General features: G+C 64.1%; 25 protein-coding genes. 11 read left to right on the top strand and 14 right to left on the bottom strand.

The features are described 5' to 3' along the window. The first annotated feature begins 3 nt into the window (after window positions 1-3). A complete protein-coding gene (locus HNO82_RS09150; protein ID WP_175343472.1) occupies window positions 4-1,872 on the top strand; it encodes a peptide transporter in 1,869 nt (622 codons plus the stop codon). A gap of 4 nt (window positions 1,873-1,876) precedes the next feature. On the opposite strand, the gene HNO82_RS09145 is transcribed toward HNO82_RS09150, so the two are convergent. Next, the gene (locus HNO82_RS09145; protein ID WP_488926997.1) at window positions 1,877-2,110 is read right to left on the bottom strand and encodes a YkgJ family cysteine cluster protein; all 234 of its coding nucleotides are present in this window, start codon (window positions 2,108-2,110) and stop codon (window positions 1,877-1,879) included. A 50-nt stretch (window positions 2,111-2,160) separates the two neighbouring features. Continuing rightward, window positions 2,161-3,093, bottom strand: a complete 933-nt coding sequence (locus HNO82_RS09140) for a LysR family transcriptional regulator (RefSeq protein ID WP_175343471.1) — start codon at window positions 3,091-3,093, stop codon at window positions 2,161-2,163. A gap of 214 nt (window positions 3,094-3,307) precedes the next feature. On the opposite strand from HNO82_RS09140, the gene HNO82_RS09135 reads away from it, so the two are divergent. Genes HNO82_RS09135 through HNO82_RS09125 form a run of 3 tightly spaced genes read left to right on the top strand, consistent with a single transcriptional unit; the run spans window position 3,308 to window position 6,315 of the window. Then, window positions 3,308-4,609, top strand: a complete 1,302-nt coding sequence (locus tag HNO82_RS09135) for a CitMHS family transporter (protein WP_008329279.1) — start codon at window positions 3,308-3,310, stop codon at window positions 4,607-4,609. Window positions 4,610-4,652: 43 nt separating this feature from the next. After that, complete coding sequence (locus HNO82_RS09130) at window positions 4,653-6,008, top strand: acyclic terpene utilization AtuA family protein (protein ID WP_175343470.1); 1,356 nt, start codon at window positions 4,653-4,655, stop codon at window positions 6,006-6,008. A gap of 1 nt (window position 6,009) precedes the next feature. Beyond that, window positions 6,010-6,315 carry an AtuA-related protein gene (locus HNO82_RS09125; protein ID WP_175343469.1) on the top strand — a complete coding sequence of 102 codons (306 nt, stop codon included), beginning with the start codon at window positions 6,010-6,012 and terminating at the stop codon, window positions 6,313-6,315. Window positions 6,316-6,329: 14 nt separating this feature from the next. Here the strand turns inward: HNO82_RS09125 and HNO82_RS09120 are convergent, their stop codons facing one another. Both HNO82_RS09120 and HNO82_RS09115 read right to left on the bottom strand, forming a co-directional pair. After that, window positions 6,330-6,746: a type II toxin-antitoxin system VapC family toxin gene (locus HNO82_RS09120; protein ID WP_175343468.1), complete on the bottom strand. Its 417-nt coding sequence runs from the start codon at window positions 6,744-6,746 to the stop codon at window positions 6,330-6,332. Further along, complete coding sequence (locus HNO82_RS09115; RefSeq protein WP_008329283.1) at window positions 6,743-6,997, bottom strand: FitA-like ribbon-helix-helix domain-containing protein; 255 nt, start codon at window positions 6,995-6,997, stop codon at window positions 6,743-6,745. The genes HNO82_RS09120 and HNO82_RS09115 overlap by 4 nt, the downstream gene beginning before the upstream one ends. A 370-nt stretch (window positions 6,998-7,367) precedes the next feature. Between HNO82_RS09115 and purT the strand changes: the two genes are divergently transcribed. After that, window positions 7,368-8,579: a formate-dependent phosphoribosylglycinamide formyltransferase gene (gene purT / locus HNO82_RS09110; RefSeq protein ID WP_034350391.1), complete on the top strand. Its 1,212-nt coding sequence runs from the start codon at window positions 7,368-7,370 to the stop codon at window positions 8,577-8,579. Window positions 8,580-8,758: 179 nt separating this feature from the next. Further along, window positions 8,759-10,363 (top strand): L-aspartate oxidase, encoded by a 1,605-nt coding sequence (gene nadB / locus HNO82_RS09105; protein ID WP_175343467.1) that lies wholly within the window; start codon window positions 8,759-8,761, stop codon window positions 10,361-10,363. A 4-nt stretch (window positions 10,364-10,367) separates the two neighbouring features. Here the strand turns inward: nadB and HNO82_RS09100 are convergent, their stop codons facing one another. The 4 genes from HNO82_RS09100 to HNO82_RS09085 all read right to left on the bottom strand — a co-directional run bounded on the left by HNO82_RS09100 (window position 10,368) and on the right by HNO82_RS09085 (window position 14,032). After that, complete coding sequence (locus HNO82_RS09100) at window positions 10,368-11,075, bottom strand: hypothetical protein (protein WP_175343466.1); 708 nt, start codon at window positions 11,073-11,075, stop codon at window positions 10,368-10,370. A gap of 148 nt (window positions 11,076-11,223) precedes the next feature. Continuing rightward, window positions 11,224-12,249, bottom strand: coding sequence for an ABC transporter substrate-binding protein (locus HNO82_RS09095; protein WP_175343465.1), 1,026 nt, complete (start codon window positions 12,247-12,249; stop codon window positions 11,224-11,226). Between the two features lie 101 nt (window positions 12,250-12,350). Beyond that, window positions 12,351-13,220, bottom strand: coding sequence for an ABC transporter permease (locus tag HNO82_RS09090; protein WP_008329296.1), 870 nt, complete (start codon window positions 13,218-13,220; stop codon window positions 12,351-12,353). Between the two features lie 20 nt (window positions 13,221-13,240). Beyond that, window positions 13,241-14,032, bottom strand: a complete 792-nt coding sequence (locus HNO82_RS09085) for an ABC transporter ATP-binding protein (RefSeq protein ID WP_008329297.1) — start codon at window positions 14,030-14,032, stop codon at window positions 13,241-13,243. Between the two features lie 177 nt (window positions 14,033-14,209). On the opposite strand from HNO82_RS09085, the gene HNO82_RS09080 reads away from it, so the two are divergent. Together HNO82_RS09080 and HNO82_RS09075 are read left to right on the top strand one after the other, a co-directional pair. Beyond that, the gene (locus HNO82_RS09080) at window positions 14,210-14,923 is read left to right on the top strand and encodes a response regulator transcription factor (RefSeq protein ID WP_008329299.1); all 714 of its coding nucleotides are present in this window, start codon (window positions 14,210-14,212) and stop codon (window positions 14,921-14,923) included. After that, entirely contained in the window at window positions 14,923-16,320 is a 1,398-nt protein-coding gene (locus HNO82_RS09075; protein WP_175343464.1) for a sensor histidine kinase, read from the top strand. The genes HNO82_RS09080 and HNO82_RS09075 overlap by 1 nt, the downstream gene beginning before the upstream one ends. A 21-nt stretch (window positions 16,321-16,341) precedes the next feature. Here the strand turns inward: HNO82_RS09075 and HNO82_RS09070 are convergent, their stop codons facing one another. Further along, window positions 16,342-16,785: a hypothetical protein gene (locus HNO82_RS09070; protein WP_008329306.1), complete on the bottom strand. Its 444-nt coding sequence runs from the start codon at window positions 16,783-16,785 to the stop codon at window positions 16,342-16,344. A 33-nt stretch (window positions 16,786-16,818) separates the two neighbouring features. After that, entirely contained in the window at window positions 16,819-17,997 is a 1,179-nt protein-coding gene (locus HNO82_RS09065) for a methyltransferase (protein ID WP_175343463.1), read from the bottom strand. Window positions 17,998-18,212: 215 nt separating this feature from the next. Here HNO82_RS09065 and HNO82_RS09060 point away from each other — a divergent pair, with 215 nt between their 5' ends. Then, window positions 18,213-18,500: a hypothetical protein gene (locus tag HNO82_RS09060; RefSeq protein WP_008329308.1), complete on the top strand. Its 288-nt coding sequence runs from the start codon at window positions 18,213-18,215 to the stop codon at window positions 18,498-18,500. A gap of 117 nt (window positions 18,501-18,617) precedes the next feature. Here the strand turns inward: HNO82_RS09060 and HNO82_RS09055 are convergent, their stop codons facing one another. The 3 genes from HNO82_RS09055 to HNO82_RS09045 all read right to left on the bottom strand — a co-directional run bounded on the left by HNO82_RS09055 (window position 18,618) and on the right by HNO82_RS09045 (window position 20,914). Then, the gene (locus tag HNO82_RS09055; protein WP_175343462.1) at window positions 18,618-19,496 is read right to left on the bottom strand and encodes a pirin family protein; all 879 of its coding nucleotides are present in this window, start codon (window positions 19,494-19,496) and stop codon (window positions 18,618-18,620) included. A gap of 77 nt (window positions 19,497-19,573) precedes the next feature. Continuing rightward, window positions 19,574-20,434, bottom strand: coding sequence for a pirin family protein (locus tag HNO82_RS09050; protein ID WP_008329310.1), 861 nt, complete (start codon window positions 20,432-20,434; stop codon window positions 19,574-19,576). 84 nt (window positions 20,435-20,518) lie between these two features. Continuing rightward, a complete protein-coding gene (locus HNO82_RS09045; RefSeq protein WP_008329316.1) occupies window positions 20,519-20,914 on the bottom strand; it encodes a DoxX family protein in 396 nt (131 codons plus the stop codon). Window positions 20,915-21,203: 289 nt separating this feature from the next. Here HNO82_RS09045 and HNO82_RS09040 point away from each other — a divergent pair, with 289 nt between their 5' ends. Both HNO82_RS09040 and HNO82_RS09035 read left to right on the top strand, forming a co-directional pair. After that, entirely contained in the window at window positions 21,204-22,154 is a 951-nt protein-coding gene (locus HNO82_RS09040) for a LysR family transcriptional regulator (protein ID WP_175343461.1), read from the top strand. A 152-nt stretch (window positions 22,155-22,306) separates the two neighbouring features. After that, window positions 22,307-22,606 (top strand): helix-turn-helix transcriptional regulator, encoded by a 300-nt coding sequence (locus tag HNO82_RS09035; RefSeq protein ID WP_008329328.1) that lies wholly within the window; start codon window positions 22,307-22,309, stop codon window positions 22,604-22,606. 49 nt (window positions 22,607-22,655) lie between these two features. Here HNO82_RS09035 and HNO82_RS09030 read toward each other — a convergent pair whose 3' ends face one another. Further along, a complete protein-coding gene (locus tag HNO82_RS09030) occupies window positions 22,656-23,672 on the bottom strand; it encodes a GlxA family transcriptional regulator (protein ID WP_502709269.1) in 1,017 nt (338 codons plus the stop codon). Window position 23,673 lies beyond the last annotated feature (1 nt).

Raw genomic sequence — 23,673 nt, 5'->3', positions numbered from 1 at the left:
CCGATGACGGCCAGCCAAGACGACATTTTCTCCCTGGAAAAATTCGAGTACCTCTGCTACGCACGCCAGCGGGAGCCCGCCGCACAGGAACTGGTGCGCCTGCTGCAACTGATCGATCGGCAGTACGGGCAACTGGCCGGCAGGTTTTCCTTGCAGGTCTCGCCGGCGGTGACCCAGGCCGAACTGGAACAGCACACACTGGCGCGCCTTACCGGCGCCATCTCGGCACTGCTGTCGGATCCCGGCTTTCACCTCAGTCCCAACGGTTTCGGCCAGCTCATCCAGTTCCAGCGCTGGCTGGCGGCGCTATTCGGGGCGAGTCACTTCATCAATGCCGATCACATCCTGCGCTCGCTCAATTTCGGCGGTCCGCAATCGGCGGTATTCGAGGTCAAGCCGCTGGACCTGGTGAAATTCTGTCTGCTGTACTCCCCCGAATCGGAATTGCCGCTCGATGTGGAAGCGCTCTGGGTCCAGAACAAACCGCTGGCCGCCGCGCTGTTCCTGGCATTGATGTCGCCGCGCTTTCTCGGTACGCCGGCGGCGCATTCCAAGCGCGAGGCCCTGCTGCACTGGCTGCCCGAACGACTGCATGAACTGGATTCCCTGGACGGGCTGCCGGTTGCCGTGCTGCATGACGTCTACATGCACTGCAGCTACGCCGACCTGCCGCAGCGCCATCGCATCAAGGGCGCCATCAACCAGCTGCTGCTCGGCAAGCTCGCTGCCGACGGCCTGCATGATCTGGCGCAGGACGGTGGCGGGCGCGTCAATGGCAAGCCGGTCATGCTGGTCTTGCTGGAGTGGTTTTCCGGCGGACACTCGATCTACCGTACCCACTCCAAGACGCTGGAGGCGGCACGCCGCCATTTCCACGTGATTGCCCTGGGCTACGCGGCCAATACCGACGAACTGGGTCGCGCCGTCTTCGATGAATTCATCACGCTGGAGCAGCCCGGCGACCTGGTGTCCAGTCTGCGCACCGTGCGCGAGACTGCACAGGCGCGTCGACCATGCGTGTTCTACATGCCCAGCGTGGGCATGTTCCCCATCACCATGTTCGCGGCCAATCTGCGGCTAGCGCCCTTGCAGGTGGCCGCGCTCGGCCACCCGGCCACGACGCATTCCTCGCGCATCGACTACATCAGCGTGGAAGAGGATTTCGTCGGCGACCCGGCCTGCTTCAGCGAAAAGCTCTTGCGCCTGCCCGCCGATGGCCAGCCCTACCGTCCCACGGCCATCCCCTTTGCCGTACCGCGCATGGACCGACGCGACCAGACGGTGGTCAATGTGGCCATTGCAGCCACTACCATGAAACTCAATCCGCGCTTCCTGATGGCGTGCCAGCGCATCGTGGAATTGTCCGCGCAGGCAGAGGGCGGGGCCGCGCGCCAGGTGCGACTGCATTTCCTGGTGGGCCAGGCGCAGGGCCTGCTCTATCCGCAGCTGCAGCGCCTGATCCTGCGCTACATTCCGTCGGCGCAGGTCTATGCGCACCAGCCCTACCAGCAGTACCTGTCGATCTTCAACCAGTGCGACATGTTCCTCTCGCCCCTGCCCTTCGGCAATACCAACGGCATCATCGATGCCTTCACGGTCGGACTGCCGGGCGTCTGCAAGACCGGGCCGGAAGTCTTCGAACATATCGACGAAGGACTGTTCCGCCGCGTCGGGCTGCCCGACTGGACCATCGCGGCCACGCTGGATGACTACATCCTGGCCGCCGTACGCATGGCCACGGACTATTCGGCGCGCCGTGCGCTGTATGCGCAACTGGCCGATCCGCAAGCCTTGCGCCGGCTCTTCGAAGGACGTCCGGAGTCGCTGGGTGATGCCCTGGCGGCATTGTGCAAGCAAGCCATCAGCCCTTGAGGGATCAGTCCACGTGCTCGGTGCCCTTCATGCAGGCCAGCGTGGCATTGACCTTGCTGGTCAGCTCCACCGGTACCATGCCACCGAGCCCGTCACTGAGCTCGCCGCAGTAGAAGGACACGCGAAAGTGCGCGCAGCAACCGCCGCAGGCGGTACAAGGATTGTCAGGAGAATCGGCCATGTCGGTGAAGAGCCGGTCTTCATCGACGATCCATTGAAGGGCTGCGTGTGCGGGCATGAAAGTGGCGTGGTGGATATCAGGCAAGCAGAGCAGCTCGGGGCCTGCCATTATGCGATGTTCCGGCGCCTGCGCACAGGACTGCCCGCTTCGGCGCGCGCCTTGGCCTCGACCAGCTCCAGCAGACCTTGCGCGGCAATGGACAGGCTGCGCTCCTTGGGCGTGACGATCAGCAGTGGCCGCACCAGCTCCGGCGCATCCACGGCAATGGCGACCAGGTTGGGCAGACGGAACTGGAACAGCGTCAGCTCCGGCACCACGCTCACGCCCAGCCCGCTTTCTATCAAGGCCGCCAGCGTGGCCAGGTGCTCCACCTCCAGCCCGGTGTGGATCACGCCACCAGGTCGCAGCACCGCCTCCAGGTGCTGGCGTACGCTGGTCGAGCGCGCCAGGTGGATCATCTCGCAACCGGCCAGTTGCGCCACCTTGATGCGTCGCTTCCCGGCCAGCGGATGGTCCTTGCGACACACCAGATAGAACGGATCGGCACACAACGGCTGGGTACTGAACTCCAGCAGATCGGGACCCGGCGCGGTCAGGGCGATGTCGGCCTTGCCATGCCGCAGCAGCTCCAGGCACTGGTCCGAAATGGCATCGAACAATTCCACCGTGACACCCGGATGGCGCTGCCGGTAGGCTGCCAGCACCGGCGGCAGCCAGCCCGCCGCCAACGACGGCAGGGCCGCAATGGCCACCCTGCCCTTGCGCCGGGCGACATAATCATTCATGTCCGCCAGCGCCGCCTGCATGTCCGCCACCAGCTGGCGGGCCACCTGGACGAAGACTTCACCTTCGGGCGTGAGGCTCACGTTGCGCGTATCACGCTCGAACAGGCGCGCGCCGGTGGCGCTCTCCAGTTTCTGGATCATGGCGCTGAAGGCTGACTGCGAGAGGTGGCAGCGCTCGGCCGCATGACCGAAGTGCCGGCACTCGGCCAGAGCCAGGAAGGCTTGCAGCAGGCGCGTGGAAAGGTTGGCTTGCATGAGATGGAGGTCGCCGGATTATGCTGAAAATCCGGTCAATCAATCGAAAAAAGCGACTTTACAACAAAATCGGCCGCCACCTACACTCGCCCTGCTCACATCTCGCCCCCCTGTACGGAATCCGGTACGGAGACTGAAACAGAAAAGCAAAACGACACACCGGGCCGGATGTGCTGACACGACAAGAACATCACACCAAAAAACGGAGACACGCATGTTGGCCCTGCTCGGCTTTGTCACGATCGTATCCTTGTTCACCGCCATCCTCACCAAGAGGATGTCGCCGCTGGTGGCGCTGATCGCCATTCCCATCATGGCCGCCCTGATCGGCGGCTTCGGCTTGCAGACTTCCAAGTTCATCGTTCAGGGCGTCACCGCCATTGCACCGGTGGCGGGAATGTTCGTCTTTGCCATCCTGTTCTTCGGCATCGTGACCGATGCCGGCATGCTGGACCCCATCATCAGCCGCATCCTCAAGACCGTGGGTAGCCGCCCCACCCGCATCGTTCCCGGTACCGCACTGCTGGCCTTGCTGATCCACCTGGATGGATCGGGTGCGGTGACCTTCCTCATCACCATCCCCGCCATGCTGCCGCTGTACACGCGGCTGGGCATCGACAAGCGCATCCTGGCCTGCGTGGCCTCGCTGGCCGCGGGCGTGAATTTCCTGCCGTGGACCGGGCCGATGATCCGTGCCTCGGCCGCACTGCATATCCCGGTATCGGACATCTTCACGCCTCTGGTGCCGGTCCAGCTGGTCGGACTGGCCTTCGTCTTCATCGCCGCGTATCTGCTGGGCCTGAAGGAGGAGCGCCGCCTCGGGCTGGGCAAGGGAGCCAGCGTGGGCTTCGTGCAGCAGCATGAACTGAGCGAAGCGCAACTGAAGATCCGCCGCCCGCAGAATTTCTGGGCCAATATCGTCCTGACGGTATTCGTGCTGGGCGTGATGATCAGCGGCAAGGTCGATCCGGTGGTCATGTTCATGATCGGCGTGGTGCTGGCCCTGATGATCAACTACCGTGACGTGGCCATGCAGCGCGAGCGCATCGATGCCCACGCCAAGGCCGCCCTGCTGATGGCCAGCATCCTGTTTGCGGCGGGCGTGTTCACCGGCATCATGACCAAGTCCGGCATGCTCTCGGCCATGGCCAAGACGGCCGTGGGCCTGGTACCGCCCGAGATGGCCAGCCATATCCCGGTGGCCCTGGGGTTGTTGTCGATGCCGCTGTCGCTGCTGTTCGACCCGGATTCCTTCTACTTCGGTGTGCTGCCGGTGATCGCCGAGGTCAGTCACATGCTGGGCGTGCCGACCATCCAGGTCGCCCAGGCGGCGTTGCTGGGCCAGATGACCACGGGTTTCCCGGTCAGTCCGCTCACGCCCGCCACCTTCCTGGTGTGCGGCCTGGCCGGCATCGAACTGGCAGACCATCAGAAATACACCATCCCTTTCCTCTTCGGCGCTTCCGTGGTGATGACCATCGCCTGCGTGGTGCTGGGATTGTTCCCGCTGTTCTGAGCGGGGGCAAGGGCAAGCGCAACCCCCTGTTCTGGAGAAGTACATGACCCACGATCCACAGCGCACCGTGCGCATCGGCGCCGGTGCCGGCTATTCGGGCGATCGCATCGAACCGGCCGCCGAACTGGCCGAGCGTGGCCAGCTGGATTACCTGATCTTCGAATGCCTGGCCGAACGCACCATCGCCATCGGCCAGCAGGCCCGACTGGCCGACCCGGCCAGAGGCTATGACCCGCTGCTGGAAGAGCGCATGCACGCGGTCCTGAAGACCTGTGCCACGCGGGGCGTGCGCATCATCACCAACATGGGCGCGGCCAATCCGCTGGCTGCGGCGCAGCGGGTGCGCGAGATCGCGCGCGCATCCGGACTGGCTGGGCTGAAGGTGGCCGCCGTGGTCGGCGACGATGTACTGGAGGCCGTGCAGCAGGGAGCATGGCGTATCGAGGACAATGGCCAGCCGGTCGCGGCTCTCGGTACGCGCCTCATTTCGGCCAATGCCTATCTGGGCATCGCACCCATCGTGGAAGCGCTGCAGGGCGGCGCCCAGGTCATCATCACCGGGCGCGTGGCCGACCCGGCGCTGGTGCTGGCGCCGATGGTGCACGAGTTCGGCTGGGCTGCCGATGACTGGGACCGGCTCGGCCAGGGCACGCTCGTCGGCCATCTGCTGGAATGCGCAGGACAGATCACCGGCGGCTACTTTGCCGATCCCGGCAAGAAGGATGTGGCCGGTCTTGCAAGGCTGGGCTTCCCCATCGGCGAAGTGAAGGCCGATGGCAGTGCCGTCATCACCAAGGTGGCGGGTTCCGGTGGCCAGGTCACGGCACGCACCTGCAAGGAGCAATTGCTCTACGAGATCCATGATCCGGGTGCCTACATCACGCCCGACGTGATTGCTGATTTCTCGCAAGTCCACATCGAAGAAGTCGGGCCGGACCGCGTGGCCGTCACCGGCGGCCGTGGGCGTGCGCGACCGCAGACACTCAAGACCACGCTGGGTTACCGCGACAGCTTCATCGGCGAAGGCCAGATCTCCTATGCCGGCCCTGGCGCGCGAGCGCGTGCGCAACTGGCCGGCGAGATCGTACGCGAGCGGCTGGCGCTCACGGGCGCGCAGACCGAAGAACTGCGCATGGACCTGATCGGCATCAATGCCATCGCCGGTGAGCAGATGTCGGCGCATGCACCCGAGCCCCAGGAAGTCCGCCTGCGCGTGACCGGCCGCACGGCCAGCATGAAAGAGGCGATCCGCATCGGCAACGAAGTCGAGACGCTTTATACCAACGGCCCGGCCGGTGGCGGCGGTGCCACCAAGTCGGCCCGCGAAGTCATCGCCGTGCTGTCGCTGCTGCTGCCGCGCACGCTGGTACATCCATCCGTTTTCATCGAGGAGGCCTGAGATGCTGCTCAGAGAGATTGCTCATTCACGTGCCGGGGACAAGGGCGACATTTCGAATATCTCCGTGATCGCCTATCGGCAGGAGGACTATGCGCTGCTGGAGCGCACCCTGACGGCCGAACGCGTGCGCGCGCATTTTGCCGGGGTGGTCCATGGTGAGGTGATGCGCCACGCGCTGCCGCATCTGGGCGCGCTCAACTTCGTGATGCAGCGGGCGCTGGGTGGCGGGGTTACCCGCTCACTGGCGCTGGATGCGCATGGGAAGGCGTTGTCGGGGGTGATGCTGCAGATGGAATTGCTGCCCTGAGAAGCGAAGCGGCGTCAGTGTTCCCACGGATTGATGACCGGCAAAGCGGCTGCTGCATAGGCAGACACGTCACGGGAAGCCACGCTGAAGTCGCAAGATGCCGCGATGGCGGCGATGTAACCGTCGGGCGTGGGAAAACCCCTGCCCGCCCGCCTGGCCTTGACGGCCAACTCGGCGTGAGCGCGGGCTGCATCGGTATCAAACGGGAGGATTCTGTCCTTGAACAGGCGCAGGATGCCTTCAAAACGACGCGCCAGCACATCCTGACGGCGACCAGCAGGAAGGCTGGCAATACCGAAGCCCATTTCGGCAATCGTGATGCTGGTCAGGTAAAGCGTCTGCGGGACCTGTGCGTTGAGCCAGGCGTGTACGCCGGGATGTATCTCCGGCTTCATGGCTTCGGAGACGACGTTGGTATCAAGCACGATCATTTGAACCTCATCGGCTGTGCAGGGCGACGCTCACGCATCTGCTCCAGCGCCTCGACATCTTCGTTGGTGACGCCCAGCGCGCGATTCATGTCGACCAGCGCATCTCCCAGTCGCAATTGGCCGCCGGGTCTGACGGCCAGGGTCAAGATTTCGCGGATTTCTGCCTCGGTGCTGCGCCCATGCTGGGCAGCACGCACCCGCAAGGCGCGATGTACTTCATCGGGAAGATTACGGACAGTCAGCGTAGCCATGACAGCATTACTCCGATTTGATATCAGTGCATTCATTCTAGTCATTTGAATCTCTCCTTTCCATCAAAAATGTCCTGGTGGTGTTGCCAGAGGAAAACGCTGCCCCCGAAAAGCTTCTCATCCAACAGGAGAATGCTGAATAGGGGGTGATTCGGCGCAAAAAAGAGAATGAAGACCGACGTTATTCGATATAAACCGCCCCGAGGGCCCCGAATCGTTGCCCGAGAGAAAAATAGGAATTTTTTAGCCAATTCTCCATCCCGAAAGTACGTACATTGCGACTGTCCAAACCGTGCAAGATTTGGTATCGTCCGCCCGTGATTCATTCTCGCACTGCATCAGCGCCCCCCGCTGACACACTCCCCCCGATATGAAAAAAGCAATCCGACTCGGTACTCCGCTGTCCCCTTCCGCCACCAAAGTCATGCTGCTGGGCTCCGGCGAACTCGGCAAGGAAGTCATCATCGCCCTGCAACGCCTGGGCGTGGAAGTCATTGCCGTGGACCGCTATGAAAACGCGCCCGGCCAGCAGGTCGCCCATCGTGCCCACGTCATCAACATGACCGACGGCGCCGCCCTGGCTGCGCTGATCGAGCAGGAACAGCCCGACCTGATCGTCCCCGAGATCGAGGCCATTGCCACCGAAACCCTGGTCAAGCTGGAAGAAGCCGGCCGCGCCCACGTCATTCCGACTGCGCGCGCCGCCTGGCTGACCATGAACCGCGAAGGCATCCGCCGCCTGGCCGGTGAAACCCTGGGTCTGGCCACCTCGCCCTACCGCTTTGCCGACAGCCTGGAAGAACTCAAGGCAGCCATCGACCAGATCGGCTTCCCGTGCGTGATCAAGCCGGTCATGTCCTCATCCGGCAAGGGCCAGTCCAAGATCGACGGTCCGGAAGAAATCGAAGCCGCGTGGAATTACGCTGCCGCCGGTGGCCGTGTCGATTCCGGCCGCGTGATCGTGGAAGGCTTCATCGACTTCGACTATGAAATCACCCTGCTGACGGTGCGCTCGCTCAACGAAAACGGCGACACCATCACCAGCTTCTGCGATCCCATCGGCCACGTGCAGGTCAAGGGTGACTATGTCGAATCCTGGCAGCCGCACCCGATGCCCACCGCAGCTCTGGAAAAGGCCCGCGACATCGCCCGCAAGGTCACCGAAAACCTGGGCGGCCTGGGCCTGTTCGGGGTGGAGCTGTTCGTCAAGGGCGACATGGTCTGGTTCTCCGAAGTGAGCCCGCGTCCGCATGACACCGGCATGGTCACCATGGTCAGCCAGGTGCAGAGCGAATTCGAACTGCATGCCAAGGCCATCCTCGGCCTGCCGGTCAATACCGCTCTGCGCAGTCCCGGTGCCTCCGCCGTGATCTACGGCCAGCACGATGCCCGCGGCATCGCCTTCGACGGCGTGGCCGATGCGCTGCGCATCCCCGGCGCCGACATCCGCCTGTTCGGCAAGCCGGAATCCTTCGCCCGCCGCCGCATGGGCGTGGCCCTGGCCTCCGGGGACAGCGTGGAAACCGCTCGCATCCGCGCCAAGCAGGCTGCGGCCAAGGTCAAGCCGGTCGTTGCGCAGTGATGCTGCGCTGAGCAGAACCCCATGAACGGGCTCCGATGCAGATCGGGGCCCGTTTTGTTTTGGCCCGGGCGCAGTGCCTGCCGGGCTCCGGAAACGATATAAACGATATACGACAGCACGCTGGCCGCGACTGGTTATAATCATCGCCTCCCTCCACTACAGCAGCTTTGCTCACGATCATGAAGTGTGATGTCGTCATCCTCGGCAGCGGTCTGGCCGGTCTTTCCGTCGCTCTCCATCTGGCTGAAAAATATCAGGTGGTGGTCGTTTCCAAGGGCGAACTGCTGGACGGAGCCAGCAACTGGGCACAGGGCGGCATCGCGGCCGTGCTCGATTCGGGCGACAGTCATGCCCAGCACATCGCCGACACGCTGGTGGCCGGGGCCGGCCTGTGCGATGAAGGCGCCACGCGCACCATCGTCGAACAGGGTCGCCAGGCCATCGAGTGGCTCATCGCCCAGGGTGTGCCCTTCACCCGCGACGACAGCGCCGAACTGGGCTATCACCTCACCCGCGAAGGCGGTCACAGCCAGCGCCGCATCATCCACGCCGCCGATGCCACCGGCCACGCCGTTCAGGTGACGCTGGAGCAGCGCGTGCGCGCCCACCCCAACATCACCCTGCTGGAACATCACTGCGCCATCGACCTGATCCACGCCGGCAAGCTTGATCCCGGGGCCGAACCACGCTGCCTGGGCGTGCATGTGCAGGATTCTGTCAGCGGCCACGTGCTGGCCATCGCGGCAGGACGTACGGTGCTGGCCACGGGCGGGGCCGGCAAGGTTTACCTGTACACCTCCAACCCGGATTCGGCCACCGGTGACGGCATCGCCATGGCCTGGCGGGCCGGCTGCCGGGTGGCCAATATGGAATTCATCCAGTTCCATCCGACCTGCCTGTACCACCCTTACGCCAAATCCTTCCTCATCAGCGAGGCCCTGCGGGGCGAAGGCGCGCTGCTCAAGCTGCCCGCCTCGGCCGGTGCGCTGGCAGGCCAGCGCTTCATGCCAGACCATGACGAGCGCGCCGAACTGGCCCCGCGCGACATCGTGGCGCGCGCCATCGACTTCGAGATGAAGAAACGCGGACTGGACCACGTCGACCTCGACATCAGTCACCAGAGTCCGGCCTTCATCGCCGAGCATTTCCCGACCATCCAGGCGCGCTGCCTGGAGTTCGGCATCGACATCACGCGCCAGCCGATTCCGGTGGTCCCGGCGGCGCACTATACCTGCGGCGGGGTGGTCACCGACATGGCCGGGCGCACCGACCTGCCGGGCCTGTACGCGGTGGGCGAGACGGCCTGCACCGGCCTGCACGGCGCCAACCGTCTGGCCAGCAACTCGCTGCTGGAATGTCTGGTGCTGGGCCGCGCCGCTGCGGCCGATATCGAACGGGAATTGTCAGCCGGTGTCTGGCGCATCGCCGACGTGCCACAGTGGGATGAGAGCCGCGTCAGCGATGCCGACGAGGAAGTGGTGATCGCCCACAACTGGGACGAACTGCGCCGCTTCATGTGGAATTACGTCAGCATCGTACGCACCGACAAGCGCCTGGAGCGCGCACAGCACCGCATCCGCCTGCTCAAGGAAGAGATCGACGAGTACTATGCCAACTTCCGTATCTCGCGCGATCTGCTGGAATTGCGCAACCTGGTGGACGTGGCACAGCTGATAGTCTCCAGCGCCTTGATGCGCAAGGAAAGCCGGGGCCTGCACTTCAGCCAGGATTACCCGCGCACCTTGCCGCGCGCCACCCCGACCATCCTGCCCGGACGGCAGTGAGCCTTCACTTGCGCTGGCGATACCGCTTGCGATAGACGTTGGGACTGGCCAGCACCTCGGCCACGGTGTGGCTGTAGCGGCTGGCACTGTCGCCCTGCAGAATATCGAATTGCAGTTCGGGCCGTTCGCGCGGCACCGCCATACATTGCGCCACGGGCGTCCCCTTGGGCAGCACGCCGACAAAATCCGCAGCGGTCCAGAGCGCCGGGAAATTGATCCCGGCGTCATGGAAATGATCCGCATCCACCAGCCCGGACAACAAGCGGAACGGCAGGTCATGCCGGTTCACCGGATGGGTCGCGAAGAGCGACCAGCCGGGTTCGAGCTCGATGGTCCAGAAACTGTTGAACTTGAGGACCAGCGCATCACCCTGTTCGAAGGGCGAGCCCGTCACCTGGGCTGGTGGATGAAAACTCAGCGGTGCGCGCGGATGCCCTTCTACCGTCGTGGGCGGGGCTTCCCAGTCCCAGCGGAACTGGCCCTTGTCCACGTGCACATCACAAGGCAGCAGGATCATGACGCCATGTGCCATGGCATCGATGAAGGGCGGGCATTGCTTGACGGTACGAATCTCGCGGTCATGCAAGGGGGAGAAAGCCTTGGCCGGCATGCTGCGGATCCACTCCGGGATCATCTCGCGCGCCAGGCGCGGACGCGGCAACAGCTCCGCCAGGGCGGGATCACAACGGAAACGGATGTGCGGCGATGGCATGGGTGGCGTTTGCGCAGGAAGACGGAGACTGCGAACATACGCGCAGCCCGGCAGGACGTCCAGTCCCTCCCCGCTGACGGGAAGAAAATGGATGTGCTGCCGGGCTGTCGGACTATCGGACTGTCATGCAGCGCAGGCTGCCGCCGGATCAGCTGCCCTTGCGGTCCTTGAAGGCCGGCACGAACATTTCCTGCCAGCTGGCCGGCTTGGTCTTGATGGTACCGGCCTTGCCCATGAAGACCACGTACTGCATGACGTCCACCGGCGTGCTGGTGAACTCGGTGCCGGGGTCGGCCAGCATCTGTTCCACTTCTTCCTGAGGCAGTTTCAGCTTGGACACGCGCAGGAAGGTCTCGGCCGCACCCTTGCGGTTCTTGGCGATGTAGGCATTGGCCTCTTCCTGTGCCGCCATGAAGGCCTGGGTCAGCTTGGGATTCTTGTCGGTGAAGGATTTCAGGGCGAAGACCACATCGATGGTGATATGGCCCAGCACGTCGGTCGAATTCAATACGCGGGTGATGCCCGGTGTCTTGCCCTCCTGGTAGGAGAACGGCGGCGAAGTGAAGTGGGCCGTGATCTCGGTCTTGCCCGAGACCAGCGACGCCATCGCTTCCGGATGTGACAGGCTCACCGTCAGCGGATCGAGCTTGGCGTAGTTCTCGATACCGAAAGTCTTGGCCGCCGCCATCTGCAACAGCACCGCCGACAGCGAAGTCTTGATGCCGGGAATGGCGATCTTGTCCTTGGGCGTGAAGTCCTTCAATGACTTGACGTTGGGGTTGTTGGTATTGAGCCAGAGCGGTGCGGTCGACAGTGCACCCAGGCCCACCACTTCCGAACGCGGAATCCCGTGCGCCTTGGACCACAGCGTCACAAAGCCCGGCGCACCGGTACCGGCGATATCGAGGTTGCCGGCCAGCATGGCGTCGTTGATGACGTTGCCGCCATCGAGCAGCACCCACTTGGTTTTCACATCGCCCAAGCCCATCGCCTTGGCGTGCTTCTCCAGCAGGTTCTGGTCACGGATGACCATCAAGGGCAGGTACAGCAGTCCGTAGCCGTGCGAGATCCGCACCTCCTGCGCTTCGGCATGGGCGGTGCCGGACACCCCGGACAGGACCAGAGCGCTGGCCATCATGAGGCTGGTGAAAGTACGTCGTGTGTAGCGTTGCATGCTTGTCTCCTGAAGTTGTTCAGTGGTTCGGTCTTGTATGGATCGTTGCTTGTTGATGTATGGCTTGCGTGGATCTTGTATGCAGACAAGATCCACCCGGCTCAGTGCTGCATGCCCCAACGACGGATGGTGCGCTTCTCGATCTGGGCAAAGATCAGGTTCTCCACCACCAGGCCGATGATGATGACGAAGAACAGGCCCGAGAACACGTTGGCCGTTTCCAGCTGGTTGCGGTTCTCGAAGATGTACCAGCCCAGGCCACCGGCGCCGGAGGATACGCCAAAGACCAGCTCGGCGGCGATCAGCGTGCGCCAGGCGAAGGCCCAGCCCACTTTCAGGCCGGTGAGGATACTGGGAAATGCCGCCGGAATCAGGATCGATTTCACCAGCGAGAAGCGGCGCAGGCCATAGTTCTGGCCGACCATGCGCAGCGTATTGGATACCGCGCGGAAGCCGCCATGGGTATTGAGCGCGACCGCCCACAGCACCGAATGCACCAGCACGAAGATGATGCTGCCGGTGCCCAGTCCGAACCAGATCAGCGCCAGCGGCAACAGCGCGATGGCCGGCAGCGGGTTGAACATCGAGGTCAGGGTTTCCAGCAGGTCATTGCCGATGCGCGAACTGATGGCGACCGTGGTCAACAGCCCGGCCAGCAGGATGCCCAGGCCGTAGCCGACCAGCAGGGTCTGCATGGACACCGCCGCACGTTGCAGCAGCACGCCGCTGCCGATGCCGGCGAAGAAGGCTTGCACCGTCTCGCTGAAGCTGGGGAAGAGCAAGGCATTGTCCAGCCAGCGGCCATAGACTTCCCAGATCAGGGCCAGTACCAGCAGGATCACGGTCTTGCGCAGCCAGCCCATGCGGTAGAGCGATTCGAAGGCCGACAGCGGACGCTGTACTTCGGCAGCGGCGTCGGGATTGGGGTCCACCAGGATTTCCGGGCGGACGAAGGGCAGATTGGTTTGCATGATGAGGTCTCCGGCGCGGCTCAGTGGTGGGCGAACAGCATGTCGTTGATGCGGGTTTCCAGCTCGGCCTGGGCGGCCGTTCCCAACTGGCTCGGCGCAATGCTGTTGAGTTCGGCGCGGACCTGGCCGGGATGGGGTGTGAGCAAGAGGATGCGGGTCCCCACGCGGATGGCTTCTTCAATCGAATGGGTCACGAAGAGCACCGTGAACTGGGTGTCATCCCACAGGCGCAGCAGTTCGTCCTGCATCTTGCGGCGGGTCAGTGCGTCCAAGGCGGCGAAGGGTTCGTCCATGAGCAGCACGTCCGGCTCCATGGCCATGCCACGGGCAATCGAGACACGCTGCTTCATGCCGCCGGAGAGCATGTGCGGATAGCTGTCGATGAACTTGGCCAGGCCGACCTTGCCGATGTAATACTCGGCGCGCTCGGCGGCGGCCTTTCCTTGCAGGCGGCCACTGGCGTGCAGCGCGAACTCCACGTTCTGGCGCACCGTCTTCCAGGGCAGCAGCTGGTCGAATTCCTGGAACACCATCATGCGGTCCGGACCCGGCTCATGGACTTCCCGCCCCTTGAGACGGATCGCGCCCGAGGTCGGTTGCAGATAACCGCCGATGGCCTTCAACAGCGTGGACTTGCCGCAGCCCGACGGGCCCAGCAGGATGTAGCGGTCGCCCGGATGGACGTTGAAACTGACATTGCGGGTGGCGGTGACCAGCGAATCGGTGGTCTTGTATTGCAGGGTGACGCGGTCGATTTCCAGCAGCGGACGCGATGGGTCGAGGGCCGACGCACCTTGGGCAGGGTCGCTCATGCAGGTCTCCAAATGATTTATAGGATTTATGTTGGAGTGGATGCTAGGCCGCCAAGCTGTAACGAATCTGACTAAATCCTGACGTCTGTTTTTGTCAGCCGGTTCGGGCATACAATGGCGCCCTGCCCAAGCAGCGCGCAACAGCTGCGGCATCGGAAAATGACAATGGAGATCCCCATGCGCATCCTGCTGGTCGAAGACACTGCCGACGTGGCCGAGGCCATCGTTTCCCACCTGACCCGCATCGGCCACACCGTGGAATGGGAAAGCCACGGCGGCCACGCCGCGCGCCGCCTGGGCGAAGCCTTCGACCTGCTGATCCTGGACGTGATGCTGCCCCAGACCGATGGCTTCACCCTGCTGGAGCAGTTGCGCGCCCGTGGCCAGCACACGCCGGTGCTGATGCTGACCGCCTGCGGAGAAATCGAAGAACGGGTCCGCGCGCTCGATCTGGGTGCGGACGATTACCTGGTCAAGCCTTTCGATTTTCGCGAACTGGAGGCGCGCATCCGGGTGCTCTTGCGCAGAAGCGGTGGCGAGTCGACCAACCTGCTGCACTGCGCCAACCTGTGCATCGACCGCAAGAGCCGCACCGCCACCCTGGATGGCCAGCCCATCGACCTGACCCGGCGCGAAGTGACGCTGCTGGAGATCATCGCCGCGCGACCCGGGCGCATCTTCAACAAGGATGAACTGATGGACCGGCTCTTCACGGTCGACGATACGCCCAACGCCAATACGGTCGAGCAATACGTGGCGCGTCTGCGCAAGAAACTGGCCGGTGCCGCCTTCGAGATCCGCACCCTGCGCGGGCTGGGCTATCAGCTGGTGCCGCAGGCGCCGGCGCTGGCAGAGGCGGCGGTATCCAACCCGGCCGGTGCCCTGCACTGATGCACGGCCGTTCCCCGCACGTCCTTGTCGGACGTTCGCTCTATACGCGGCTGGTGGTGCGGGTGGGCGCGGTGCTGCTGGTCAGTGCCGTGGTGCTGCTCATCGCCATCTGGATCTCGACCCAGCTGGCTGCGCGCCAGGCCTATGACCGCATCCTGGCCGGCAGTGCCTTGCAGATCGCCGAGAACACCTGGTACGACCATGGCGAGGTCAACGTCGATGTGCCGCTGGCGGCGCTGTCCATGCTGGGCACGGGCGACCATGCCATCTATGCGGTCTTCGATCCGCACGGCCGGGTGATCGCAGGCGACGGCGAATTCCGCCCGGAGATCCCCTGGAACGAGCTGGAGCAAGGCCCGCTGCTGCGCGATGGCGACTATCTGGGCACACCGGTGCGCATGGCCATCATCGGTCGCCGCATGCCGGTCGACAGTCCCCATCCCTGGGCCGTGATCGTGCTGGCGCAGACCAACAATGCGCGCATGTCCTTTGCCCAGAGCCTGGGCGGCAAGGCACTGGTGGTGATCGTGGTCATGAGCGCGCTCACGATTCTGGCAGCAATGTTCACCCTGTATCAGGCACTGGCGCCCCTCAAGCGCATCGAGGCGGCCATCCGCGAACGGGACCTGAACGATCTTTCACCTCTGTCGTTAACCGTGCCGGCCGAGACCCATGCGCTGGTCTCGGCCATCAATGCCTTCATGGAGCGACTGGTGGTCCACCGCGCCACCATGCGTCGCGTCATCGGGGATGCCGCGCACCAGCTGCGCACGCCCGTCACGGCACTGGTGGCGCAGATGGAACTGCTGGCCACCGAATCCAGCGAGGACAAGCGCCAGCGTCACCTGGCGCAGTTGCGCGAACGCACGCGCAACCTGGGTGCGCTGGTCAACCAGCTCATCAATCACGCCATGGTCCAGCATCGCAATGACAATCGCTTGCAGGAGCGCATCGCGCTGGCCGAACTGGTGCGTTCACAGATGACGGAGGTGCTCTCGAACCGCTCGCGTACGCCGCCCGATCTGGCGCTGGACGTCCCACCCCTGCCCTGTCTGATCCAGGGCGATCCCATTGCGCTGGGCGAGGCCATCAAGAACATCCTCGACAATGCCCTGCAATACGGCGCGCCGGGACTGTTGCACGTGCGCCTGGACAGCGATGGCCGGCAGCACCGCCTCAGCTTCATCGATGATGGTCCGGGCATTGCCGCCAAGGACTGGGAACGATTGCGCAAGCCCTTTGCCCCGCGCGGGGATAACCGCATGGGGGCCAGCCTGGGCTTGTCCATCGTGGAAGAAGTGATGCGTGCCCATGGCGGCGAGATGCGCTTCGACTATCTGCCCGACGGGCATTTTGCCGTCGTGCTGGAGTTTCCTGCCTGGACGGAAGCGGCCTGATGTGATGGCCGGACCGATGTGCTATTTCCACTCCAGGATCGCGTTGCGGCGATCCAGCCAATGCAGCTTCACGCTGCCCGGCGCCACCTTGCGCGCCGCGCAGGCACTGGCCGCCAGGGCGAAGGACGCATCGTAGTAGCGGCCGCTGGCCGAGGAACGCAAGGGTGTCTGCGGCGCATTGCGGGCGATCCAGTCGGCCGCATTGGTGCGCAGGAAGATCATGCAGGCGCTGCCGCCGGTCTCGGCCACCTGGCAGACGCAACTATTGCCGGAGGTCGTGATGGGCTCGCTCAGCGGTGCATTGCGGTTCAGCGCATCCGGGACCGGTACAGGGACCGGCACCGGAACGGGCACACCCTGCTGCGGACCATAGTGTCCGCCGAGATCGCGCGTGGTGACCTGGGCGCTGGCCGGCAGCATCAGCACGCCCAGCAGCAGCGGCAGCAATCGGATCGAGTGGTTCATGGGTGGTGTCTGCCTCGCTGGATTCAGATCGGTTCAGGCGCTCGCGCGGGTGCGCAGGCGGTACAGGCTGGTGGTTTCCTTGCTGCGCGCTGCGTGCAGGGGGTCCTCACGGTCAATCGCCTTGCCGTGGCGCGGCTTGATGTCGTGCCGTGCCACCACCTCCAGACCGGCCCGGGTGATGGCCTCCTCCAGCATGCCGGGCGCGCGCAAACCCAGGTGTTCGGCGAAGTCGGACATGATGAGCCAGCCTTCGCCCTGCGGTGTCAGGTGCTCGGCCAGGCCATTGAGATAGCCCAGCAGCATGCGACTGTCCGGATCATAGACCGCGTGCTCGATGGGTGAACTGGGCCGCGCCGGTAGCCAGGGCGGATTGCAGACGATCAACGGGGCGCGGCCGGGCGGGAACAGGTCGGCTTCTTGCAGCGTCACCTGGGGCAGTACGCCCAGTGCCTGCAGGTTCTCGCGGGCACAAGCCAGGGCACGGGGGTCCATGTCGGTGGCGACGATCTTGCGCACGCCGCGCCGGGCCAGCACGGCGCAAAGTACGCCACTGCCCACGCCGATATCGAAGGCCAGTTCGGTCGAGGGTAAAGGGGCTTGGGCCACCAGCTCCACGTATTCGCCCCGTACCGGGGAGAACACGCCATACCAGGGGTGGATGCGCCCTCCCAGAGCGCCGATCTCGACCCCCTTCTTGCGCCACTCATGGGCACCGATCAAGCCCTGCAGCTCGCGCAACGAGACCGCAAACGACTCGCCCTGCAGCGCCGTGCCGTAGGCTTCGCTGCAGGCCGCCTGCAGCGCCGGCGCGCGGCGCAGCGGCACCACGAAGCCGGGATCGACCGGAATGAGCAACATGCCCAGGATGCGTGCGCGCTGCGCCTGCATCTGACGATGATGATGGAAGGCTTGTGCCGGGCTGTCCGGGCTAGCCGGTCTGGCCTTGCTTTTGGCCTGGCTGCGCTCGCGGGCGCGGTCGACCCGGCGCCCCAGGGCTTGCAGCAGTTGTCGCGCGTTCTGGAAGTCGCCGCGCCAGAGCAGGCCGGTACCCTCGCAGGCCAGCTTGTAGGCCGCGTCGGCGGCGATCTGGTCATCGGCCTCGACAACCCGACGGGGCGGCGCATTGCCGGCCTCCGAGTGCCAGCGCAGCCGCTGTGGGGTAGCGCCGGAGGTCCAGCTGATGAAAGGTGGGGTATCGTCGTGTAAGGTCATGAATCAGGGGTCAGCGAGGGCGACGCAGGAAGCGGCGCGCCAAAACAGCCGCCAGTGTAACAAAGCATGGCGCCATCGCAGCGCTGCCGGAACTTCCCGCCTGTGCCTGCGGCCAAATGGCAGAACTTGATGCCGGGCAAACCCCGGCGCCTTTTTTTGCCGGCCCGGGCGCAATGCGCCTATGATGGAGCCGGTCCATCACCGAAGGAGAATCCATGAGCGAGCCCATGCAAACCCCAGCGTTCGACCACCAGCGCCTGCTGGACATGGTCGGCCAGTTCGAGGCGGAATTGCAGAAATTGCCCGCCGGCAGCACCGAAGCCGACCAGTTGCGCGATGACATCGCCCGCCTGCGGCAACACCTGAGCCAGCCGCAGCCGCATGCCGGCGAAGTCGGCGACACCTGGCAATCCCTGCGCCGCGCTGCCGACAGCCTGGAAAACCAGGTCTTGAAGGACAGCCCCTACATCACCGAGATGGGGCGCATCATCGGCTTGATCTGATCGACCGGCCTCTGCTGGCCGACATGTCTGTTCCCAACACCGCCTACCGCAGCAATTGGCCAGGCGGTGTTGTTTTGAGCCCTGCCTGACGCAGTTCGGATGGGCGACCAGATGCGTTCAATGCGCCGGCAACGGAATCCACTCGGTCTCTCCCGGAATATCCGGGAACACGCGCTTGTCACGGCCACTCCACGCCTGCTTGGCCGCTTCGATCTTCTCCCGCGAGGTGGCCACGAAGTTCCACCACACGAAGCGCGGCCCATCCAGCGGGGCCCCGCCCAGGATCATGAAGACCGTCTCTCCCACCGCCTTCAAGGCCACGACCGCACCCGGCGCCAGAATGGCCAGCGTGCCCGGCTCCATGCGCTCGCCATCCAGCATCACCTCACCCTTGACCACGTAGACCGCACGTTCCTGCACCTCCGGGGCGATCTCCAGCTCACCGCCCTGCGTGGTGCTGCCGGCCACATACAGCGTCGGACTGGCCGTGATGACCGGCGAGTTCACACCGAAGGCCGAACCGGCCAGCACATGCAGCCGGGCGCCGCCGACCTGGGCTTCAGGCATGTCCTGCGAGGCGTAATGACGGAACAGCGGCTCACTGTCCTCCTGCCCGGCCGGCAGCGCTACCCACATCTGCAGCCCGTGCACGGGCACCTTCTGCGCGCGGATATCGTCGGGAATGCGCTCGGAGTGGACGATTCCCCGTCCCGAGGCCATCCAGTTGACGGCTCCCGGGGTGATGCGCTGGACCACGCCCAGGCTGTCACGGTGCATCATGGCGCCGGAGAACAGATAGGTGACGGTGGCCAGGCCAATGTGCGGGTGCGGACGGACATCGCCCTCGGTCGTGCCGGCATCGAATTCCACCGGCCCCATATGATCGAAAAAGACGAAGGGACCGACCGTACGTGCAGCCGCCGCGGGTAGCAGGCGACGGACCGGGAAACCGATGTCGCGGGTCAGGCCGTGGATCTGGTGAACAATATTGCTCATGGTGCTCTCCTGGGGCGGCGGGCTCTGCTTGAGACCCGCCTGCCGGGGTTGGAATGTAGATGTAGGGATGGATGAATTCAGAAGCGACCGGCGCGAAAATCGTCGATGGCCGCTTCCACCTGTTCGCGGGTATTCATCACGAACGGACCCCACTGTGCGATTGGCTCATTCAGGGGCTTGCCGGCAATGAGCAGGAAGTGGCTGGCCTGCTCGGCGCGCACCGTCACCCCGGCCGCCCCGGCCACGTTGGACAGCACCGCCATGCGCCCGGCCTCGGCGGCACGGGTCTCGCTCCCTTGAGCACCCACGGCCAGCTTGCCTTCATGAACGTAGAGGAAGGCATTGTGCGTGGCCGGGATCGGCAGATCCAGCGTCACGCCGGCTTCCAGCTTCAGGTCCAGGTAGAGCGGCTCGGTGGTCTCCCGATGGATCGCTCCGGCCACACCAAAGGCACTGCCGGCCAATACGCGTACCTTCACGCCCGGCTGCGGCTCGGTCTCGGGAATGCCCGCCGCCGGGATGTCCTGATAGCCGGGATCGGTCATCTTGTCCTTGCCCGCCAGGTTCACCCACAGCTGGAAACCACTCATGAGGCCGTTTTCCTGTTCCGGCAACTCGGAGTGGACCAGGCCGCGACCGGCCGTCATCCACTGCATGCCACCCGGCTCCAGCAAGCCTTCGTTACCGGCATTGTCGCGGTGGCGCATGCGACCGGCCAGCATGTAGGTCACGGTTTCAAAGCCGCGATGCGGATGGTCGGGGAAACCGGCCAGGTAATCGCTGGGCTCGTCGGAGTGGAAGGCGTCCAGCATCAGGAACGGGTCCAGGCGACGTTGCAGGTCGTGGGTCAGCACGCGGGTAAGGCTCACGCCGGCGCCATCCTGGGTAGGGATGCCATTGACCAGGCGTTCGATCTGACGGGTGTAGGGGGTGCTCATGCTTGTTTCTCCTTGGGAAGCCCGCCCTTCGTGGGGGCGGACCGGTCAATCATTGGTGATGGGTGCAACGCTGCGCCGTCAGGCTCAACGGCTTTCTTCCGGCCGGGCTTGCGGGTCGATCGAGGACACCAGCAGCAGCGCGCCGATCAGGGCCACGTTCTTGAGGAAGTGAATCATCTGACCTTGGGCAGCTGCGCCTTCCATCGTCCAGAAATGGTGGGCCGAGAGCGTCGCACCGACGGTAAAGAGCGCGATCACCAGCGACACGGGGCGCAAACCACGCCCGGTCATCAGCAGCAGACCACCGCCGACTTCCACCAGGATGGTGACCAGCACGGCCAGGGTCGGGACCGGCAGTCCCAGACTGCCAAAGTAGGCGACGGTGCCGGCAAAGCCGACAATCTTGAAGATGCCCGAAATGACGAACAGGGAAGCCAGCAGAACGCGGCCAATGCGGAAGGTGTTGTAGTGCGTGATCATGGTAAGCCTCTGTAGTGTTGGGTGAACGACCTTGTGTTTGAGTTGTAATGCCGTACTGCCTTCAATCTTGTTGTTGCCCGATGTTGCCTGATATTGCCCGATGTTGGCCGATGCCAATCATCGAACCGGCTCCTCGCTTCATGCTGCGCCCGTTACGGCCTTCGCTGCAGCCAGTGACGACAGAATAGGCAACTTCGGCTTCCGATAAAACTGATTATCTTTTTATAATCATTATCTAAATTTTAGATATAGTGAGCACTTCGTCACTCCATACCATGGCGGGAGCCCCATGAATATTGAACGTCTGTCGCTGGATCAGTTGCGGGTTTTCGTGCAGGTGGCCGACAGCGGCAGTTTCCTGGCTGCGGCGCGCAAGCTGTCGCGGGCGCAGTCGGCCGTCAGCTATGCCATCGCCACGCTGGAAGAGCAGCTCGGGGTACTGCTGTTTGACCGCAGCGGCTACCGGCCGCAGCTGACCAGTCCGGGGGCGGCTCTGCTGGCCGATGCGCGGCAAGTGCTGGATCATGTCGATTCGCTGCAGGTGCGGGCCAGTTCCTACGCACGCGGGCAGGAGCTTGAAGTGTCGCTGGCGGTGGATGTGTTCTTTCCCACCGATTGCCTGGTGGACCTGCTGCAGCGCTTTCGCCAGGCTTTCCCGGCGGTGACGGTGCGACTGGAGGTGGAGGCCCTGGGCGCCGTGGCCGAACGCGTCATCGATGGACGTTCGATGCTGGGCATCCTCGGGACCCTGCCGACCACGCCGCCCAACCTGCTGCGCATTACCCTGCCCAGCGTGCAGCTGGTGGCGGTGGTCGCGCCGGACCATCCGCTGGCCAAGGTGAAGGGACGCATTTCCGAAAAGCTGCTGCAACAGCAAACCCAATTGGTGCTGTCCGACCGCAGCGAACTGACGGCGCGCCAGGATTTCTCGGTACATTCACGGCTGACCTGGCGCATGAGCGATCTCGGTACCAAGCACGCCCTGTTGCGGGCCGGCATGGGCTGGGGCAACATGCCGCTGCATGTGGTGAGCAGCGATCTGGACAATGGACGGCTGGTCAGCATCAGTACCATCCATCACCCGCCCCAAGGGACCGAACTGCCCATCCAGTGCGTCTACAAGCCCGACCATCCGGCCGGTCCGGCGCTGTCGTGGTGGCTGGATTCGCTGGCGGCACTGACTGCCTTGTCTCCCGACAACAAGCCGCAGCACGAAATACAAGCCAAAGACGATAAATAGAATTTATCGGGTTGTACCGATAAATACAAAAAACAAGACTATTCTTATATTGCGGTTTATTGTATTCACCCTATATTTTCCTCGGCAGCCACGCCTCAGGAAATCCGACCTCAGTGCCACCCCTGCCACATCTTTGTCTTGAGGGAGTCTCCATGGTCAACGATTTTCCGATCAGTCTGTCGACCCAGTTGCGCGAGCATCTGCGCGCCCTGCGCAAGCAGCAGGGCATGACCCAGGCACAACTGGGTGCGCGCGTGGGCGTGAGCCAGGCGCGTATCGCCGAGATCGAAGGCAATCCGGGGGCCGTCAGCGTGGAGCGGATGCTGTTGCTGCTGTCGATCCTGGGCGCCGGTCTCAGACTGCATGTCCACGCTGCCGAGCAGCCCCTGCACGACGTAGCGGAACCTGCTGCGACTGCCTGTATTGCGTCCTGCAAACACGGTTCCTGGTAATGCCGCTGCATGTCTGGATGATCAGCCGGGGCGTGCGCAGCCGCAGGAATCATGCTGCCGCAAAGCGCTCTCGGTACTGCCCCGGACTCACGCCCAGCTGGCGCAGGAACACCCGGCGCAGGTTCTGTTCCTCCCCATAGCCGGACTGGCTGGCGATGCGCTTGAGCGGCAGGCGGGTTTCCTCGAGCGCCCGGCGTGCCGCCTCCAGGCGCATCAACTCCACCGTGCGTGCCGGCGTACGGCCGGTCTCGGCCACATACAGACGGGCAAAAGTGCGCGGACTCATGTTGGCCTGACGCGCCAGGTTCTCTACGCGCAGATCCCCTTCCAGATTGCCGGCGATCCAGGCATGCAGCTCGGCAAAGCGTCCCGCCCCGGCGGCCTGCGAGGCCAGCGAGGTGCTGAACTGCGATTGACCGCCCGGACGCTTGATGAACATCACCAGTTGCCGTGCCGTCGCAATGGCAGCGGCATGGCCAAGATCCTGTTCCACCAGTGCCAATGTCAAGTCGATGCCGGCCGTCACCCCCGCCGAGGTCCAGATCCGCCCCTGACGGATATAGATCGGCTCGCCATCGACCTGCAGCGCCGGATAGCGATGCTGCAGTTCCTGGACCGAAGCCCAGTGCGTAGTCACGCGCAGGCCATCCAGTACACCCGCCTCGGCCAGGTGGAACGCACCGGTGCAGACTGAACAGACGCGTTGCGCGCGCGGCGCGGCCTGGCGTATCCACGCGACCAGGGCGGTATCGATGCTGAAACGCTCGCCCACGCTGCCCCCGGGAGAGATGAGGGTATGCAGACCATCAGCCATCAGCAAGCCATCCAGCGAGGACAGAGGATGCGTGAGCACCGGCAGGCCGGCGCTGGTGAGGATCGCGCCCCCTCCGGCCGAGGCCACGTGCAGGCGATAAATCTCGCCACCCTGCAGGCGGTTGGTGGTGGCCAGCACCTGCATGGGACCGGAAAGGTCCAGCAGATTCATGCCGTCATAGGCGAGCACGACCACGTTGCGCACAGGGTGCGGAGACGGCATGGGCGTAAGCTCAGGGGTCATGGCATTCATG

The organism is Herbaspirillum sp. C9C3 (genome assembly GCF_013359625.1).
Taxonomy (GTDB): domain Bacteria; phylum Pseudomonadota; class Gammaproteobacteria; order Burkholderiales; family Burkholderiaceae_D; genus Herbaspirillum.
Note: the sequence above shows the minus strand (reverse complement) of the source record. Positions and strands in the feature narration are given on the sequence as shown.

Bases quoted from the DNA above. Each gene is read 5' to 3' on its own strand.
- HNO82_RS09120 (WP_175343468.1), bottom strand. From the start codon at position 6,746: ATGATCGTGCTTGATACCAACGTCGTCTCCGAAGCCATGAAGCCGGAG.
- HNO82_RS09145 (WP_488926997.1), bottom strand. From the start codon at position 2,110: ATGCCCGCACACGCAGCCCTTCAATGGATCGTCGATGAAGACCGGCTC.
- HNO82_RS09150 (WP_175343472.1), top strand. From the start codon at position 4: ATGACGGCCAGCCAAGACGACATTTTCTCCCTGGAAAAATTCGAGTAC.
- HNO82_RS09050 (WP_008329310.1), bottom strand. From the start codon at position 20,434: ATGAGCACCCCCTACACCCGTCAGATCGAACGCCTGGTCAATGGCATC.
- HNO82_RS09115 (WP_008329283.1), bottom strand. From the start codon at position 6,997: ATGGCTACGCTGACTGTCCGTAATCTTCCCGATGAAGTACATCGCGCC.
- HNO82_RS09045 (WP_008329316.1), bottom strand. From the start codon at position 20,914: ATGATCACGCACTACAACACCTTCCGCATTGGCCGCGTTCTGCTGGCT.
- HNO82_RS09090 (WP_008329296.1), bottom strand. From the start codon at position 13,220: ATGCAAACCAATCTGCCCTTCGTCCGCCCGGAAATCCTGGTGGACCCC.
- HNO82_RS09040 (WP_175343461.1), top strand. From the start codon at position 21,204: ATGAATATTGAACGTCTGTCGCTGGATCAGTTGCGGGTTTTCGTGCAG.
- HNO82_RS09130 (WP_175343470.1), top strand. From the start codon at position 4,653: ATGACCCACGATCCACAGCGCACCGTGCGCATCGGCGCCGGTGCCGGC.
- HNO82_RS09055 (WP_175343462.1), bottom strand. From the start codon at position 19,496: ATGAGCAATATTGTTCACCAGATCCACGGCCTGACCCGCGACATCGGT.
- HNO82_RS09070 (WP_008329306.1), bottom strand. From the start codon at position 16,785: ATGAACCACTCGATCCGATTGCTGCCGCTGCTGCTGGGCGTGCTGATG.
- nadB (WP_175343467.1), top strand. From the start codon at position 8,759: ATGAAGTGTGATGTCGTCATCCTCGGCAGCGGTCTGGCCGGTCTTTCC.
- purT (WP_034350391.1), top strand. From the start codon at position 7,368: ATGAAAAAAGCAATCCGACTCGGTACTCCGCTGTCCCCTTCCGCCACC.
- HNO82_RS09060 (WP_008329308.1), top strand. From the start codon at position 18,213: ATGAGCGAGCCCATGCAAACCCCAGCGTTCGACCACCAGCGCCTGCTG.
- HNO82_RS09135 (WP_008329279.1), top strand. From the start codon at position 3,308: ATGTTGGCCCTGCTCGGCTTTGTCACGATCGTATCCTTGTTCACCGCC.
- HNO82_RS09125 (WP_175343469.1), top strand. From the start codon at position 6,010: ATGCTGCTCAGAGAGATTGCTCATTCACGTGCCGGGGACAAGGGCGAC.
- HNO82_RS09035 (WP_008329328.1), top strand. From the start codon at position 22,307: ATGGTCAACGATTTTCCGATCAGTCTGTCGACCCAGTTGCGCGAGCAT.
- HNO82_RS09030 (WP_502709269.1), bottom strand. From the start codon at position 23,672: ATGAATGCCATGACCCCTGAGCTTACGCCCATGCCGTCTCCGCACCCT.
- HNO82_RS09100 (WP_175343466.1), bottom strand. From the start codon at position 11,075: ATGCCATCGCCGCACATCCGTTTCCGTTGTGATCCCGCCCTGGCGGAG.
- HNO82_RS09095 (WP_175343465.1), bottom strand. From the start codon at position 12,249: ATGCAACGCTACACACGACGTACTTTCACCAGCCTCATGATGGCCAGC.
- HNO82_RS09080 (WP_008329299.1), top strand. From the start codon at position 14,210: ATGCGCATCCTGCTGGTCGAAGACACTGCCGACGTGGCCGAGGCCATC.
- HNO82_RS09075 (WP_175343464.1), top strand. From the start codon at position 14,923: ATGCACGGCCGTTCCCCGCACGTCCTTGTCGGACGTTCGCTCTATACG.
- HNO82_RS09085 (WP_008329297.1), bottom strand. From the start codon at position 14,032: ATGAGCGACCCTGCCCAAGGTGCGTCGGCCCTCGACCCATCGCGTCCG.
- HNO82_RS09140 (WP_175343471.1), bottom strand. From the start codon at position 3,093: ATGCAAGCCAACCTTTCCACGCGCCTGCTGCAAGCCTTCCTGGCTCTG.
- HNO82_RS09065 (WP_175343463.1), bottom strand. From the start codon at position 17,997: ATGACCTTACACGACGATACCCCACCTTTCATCAGCTGGACCTCCGGC.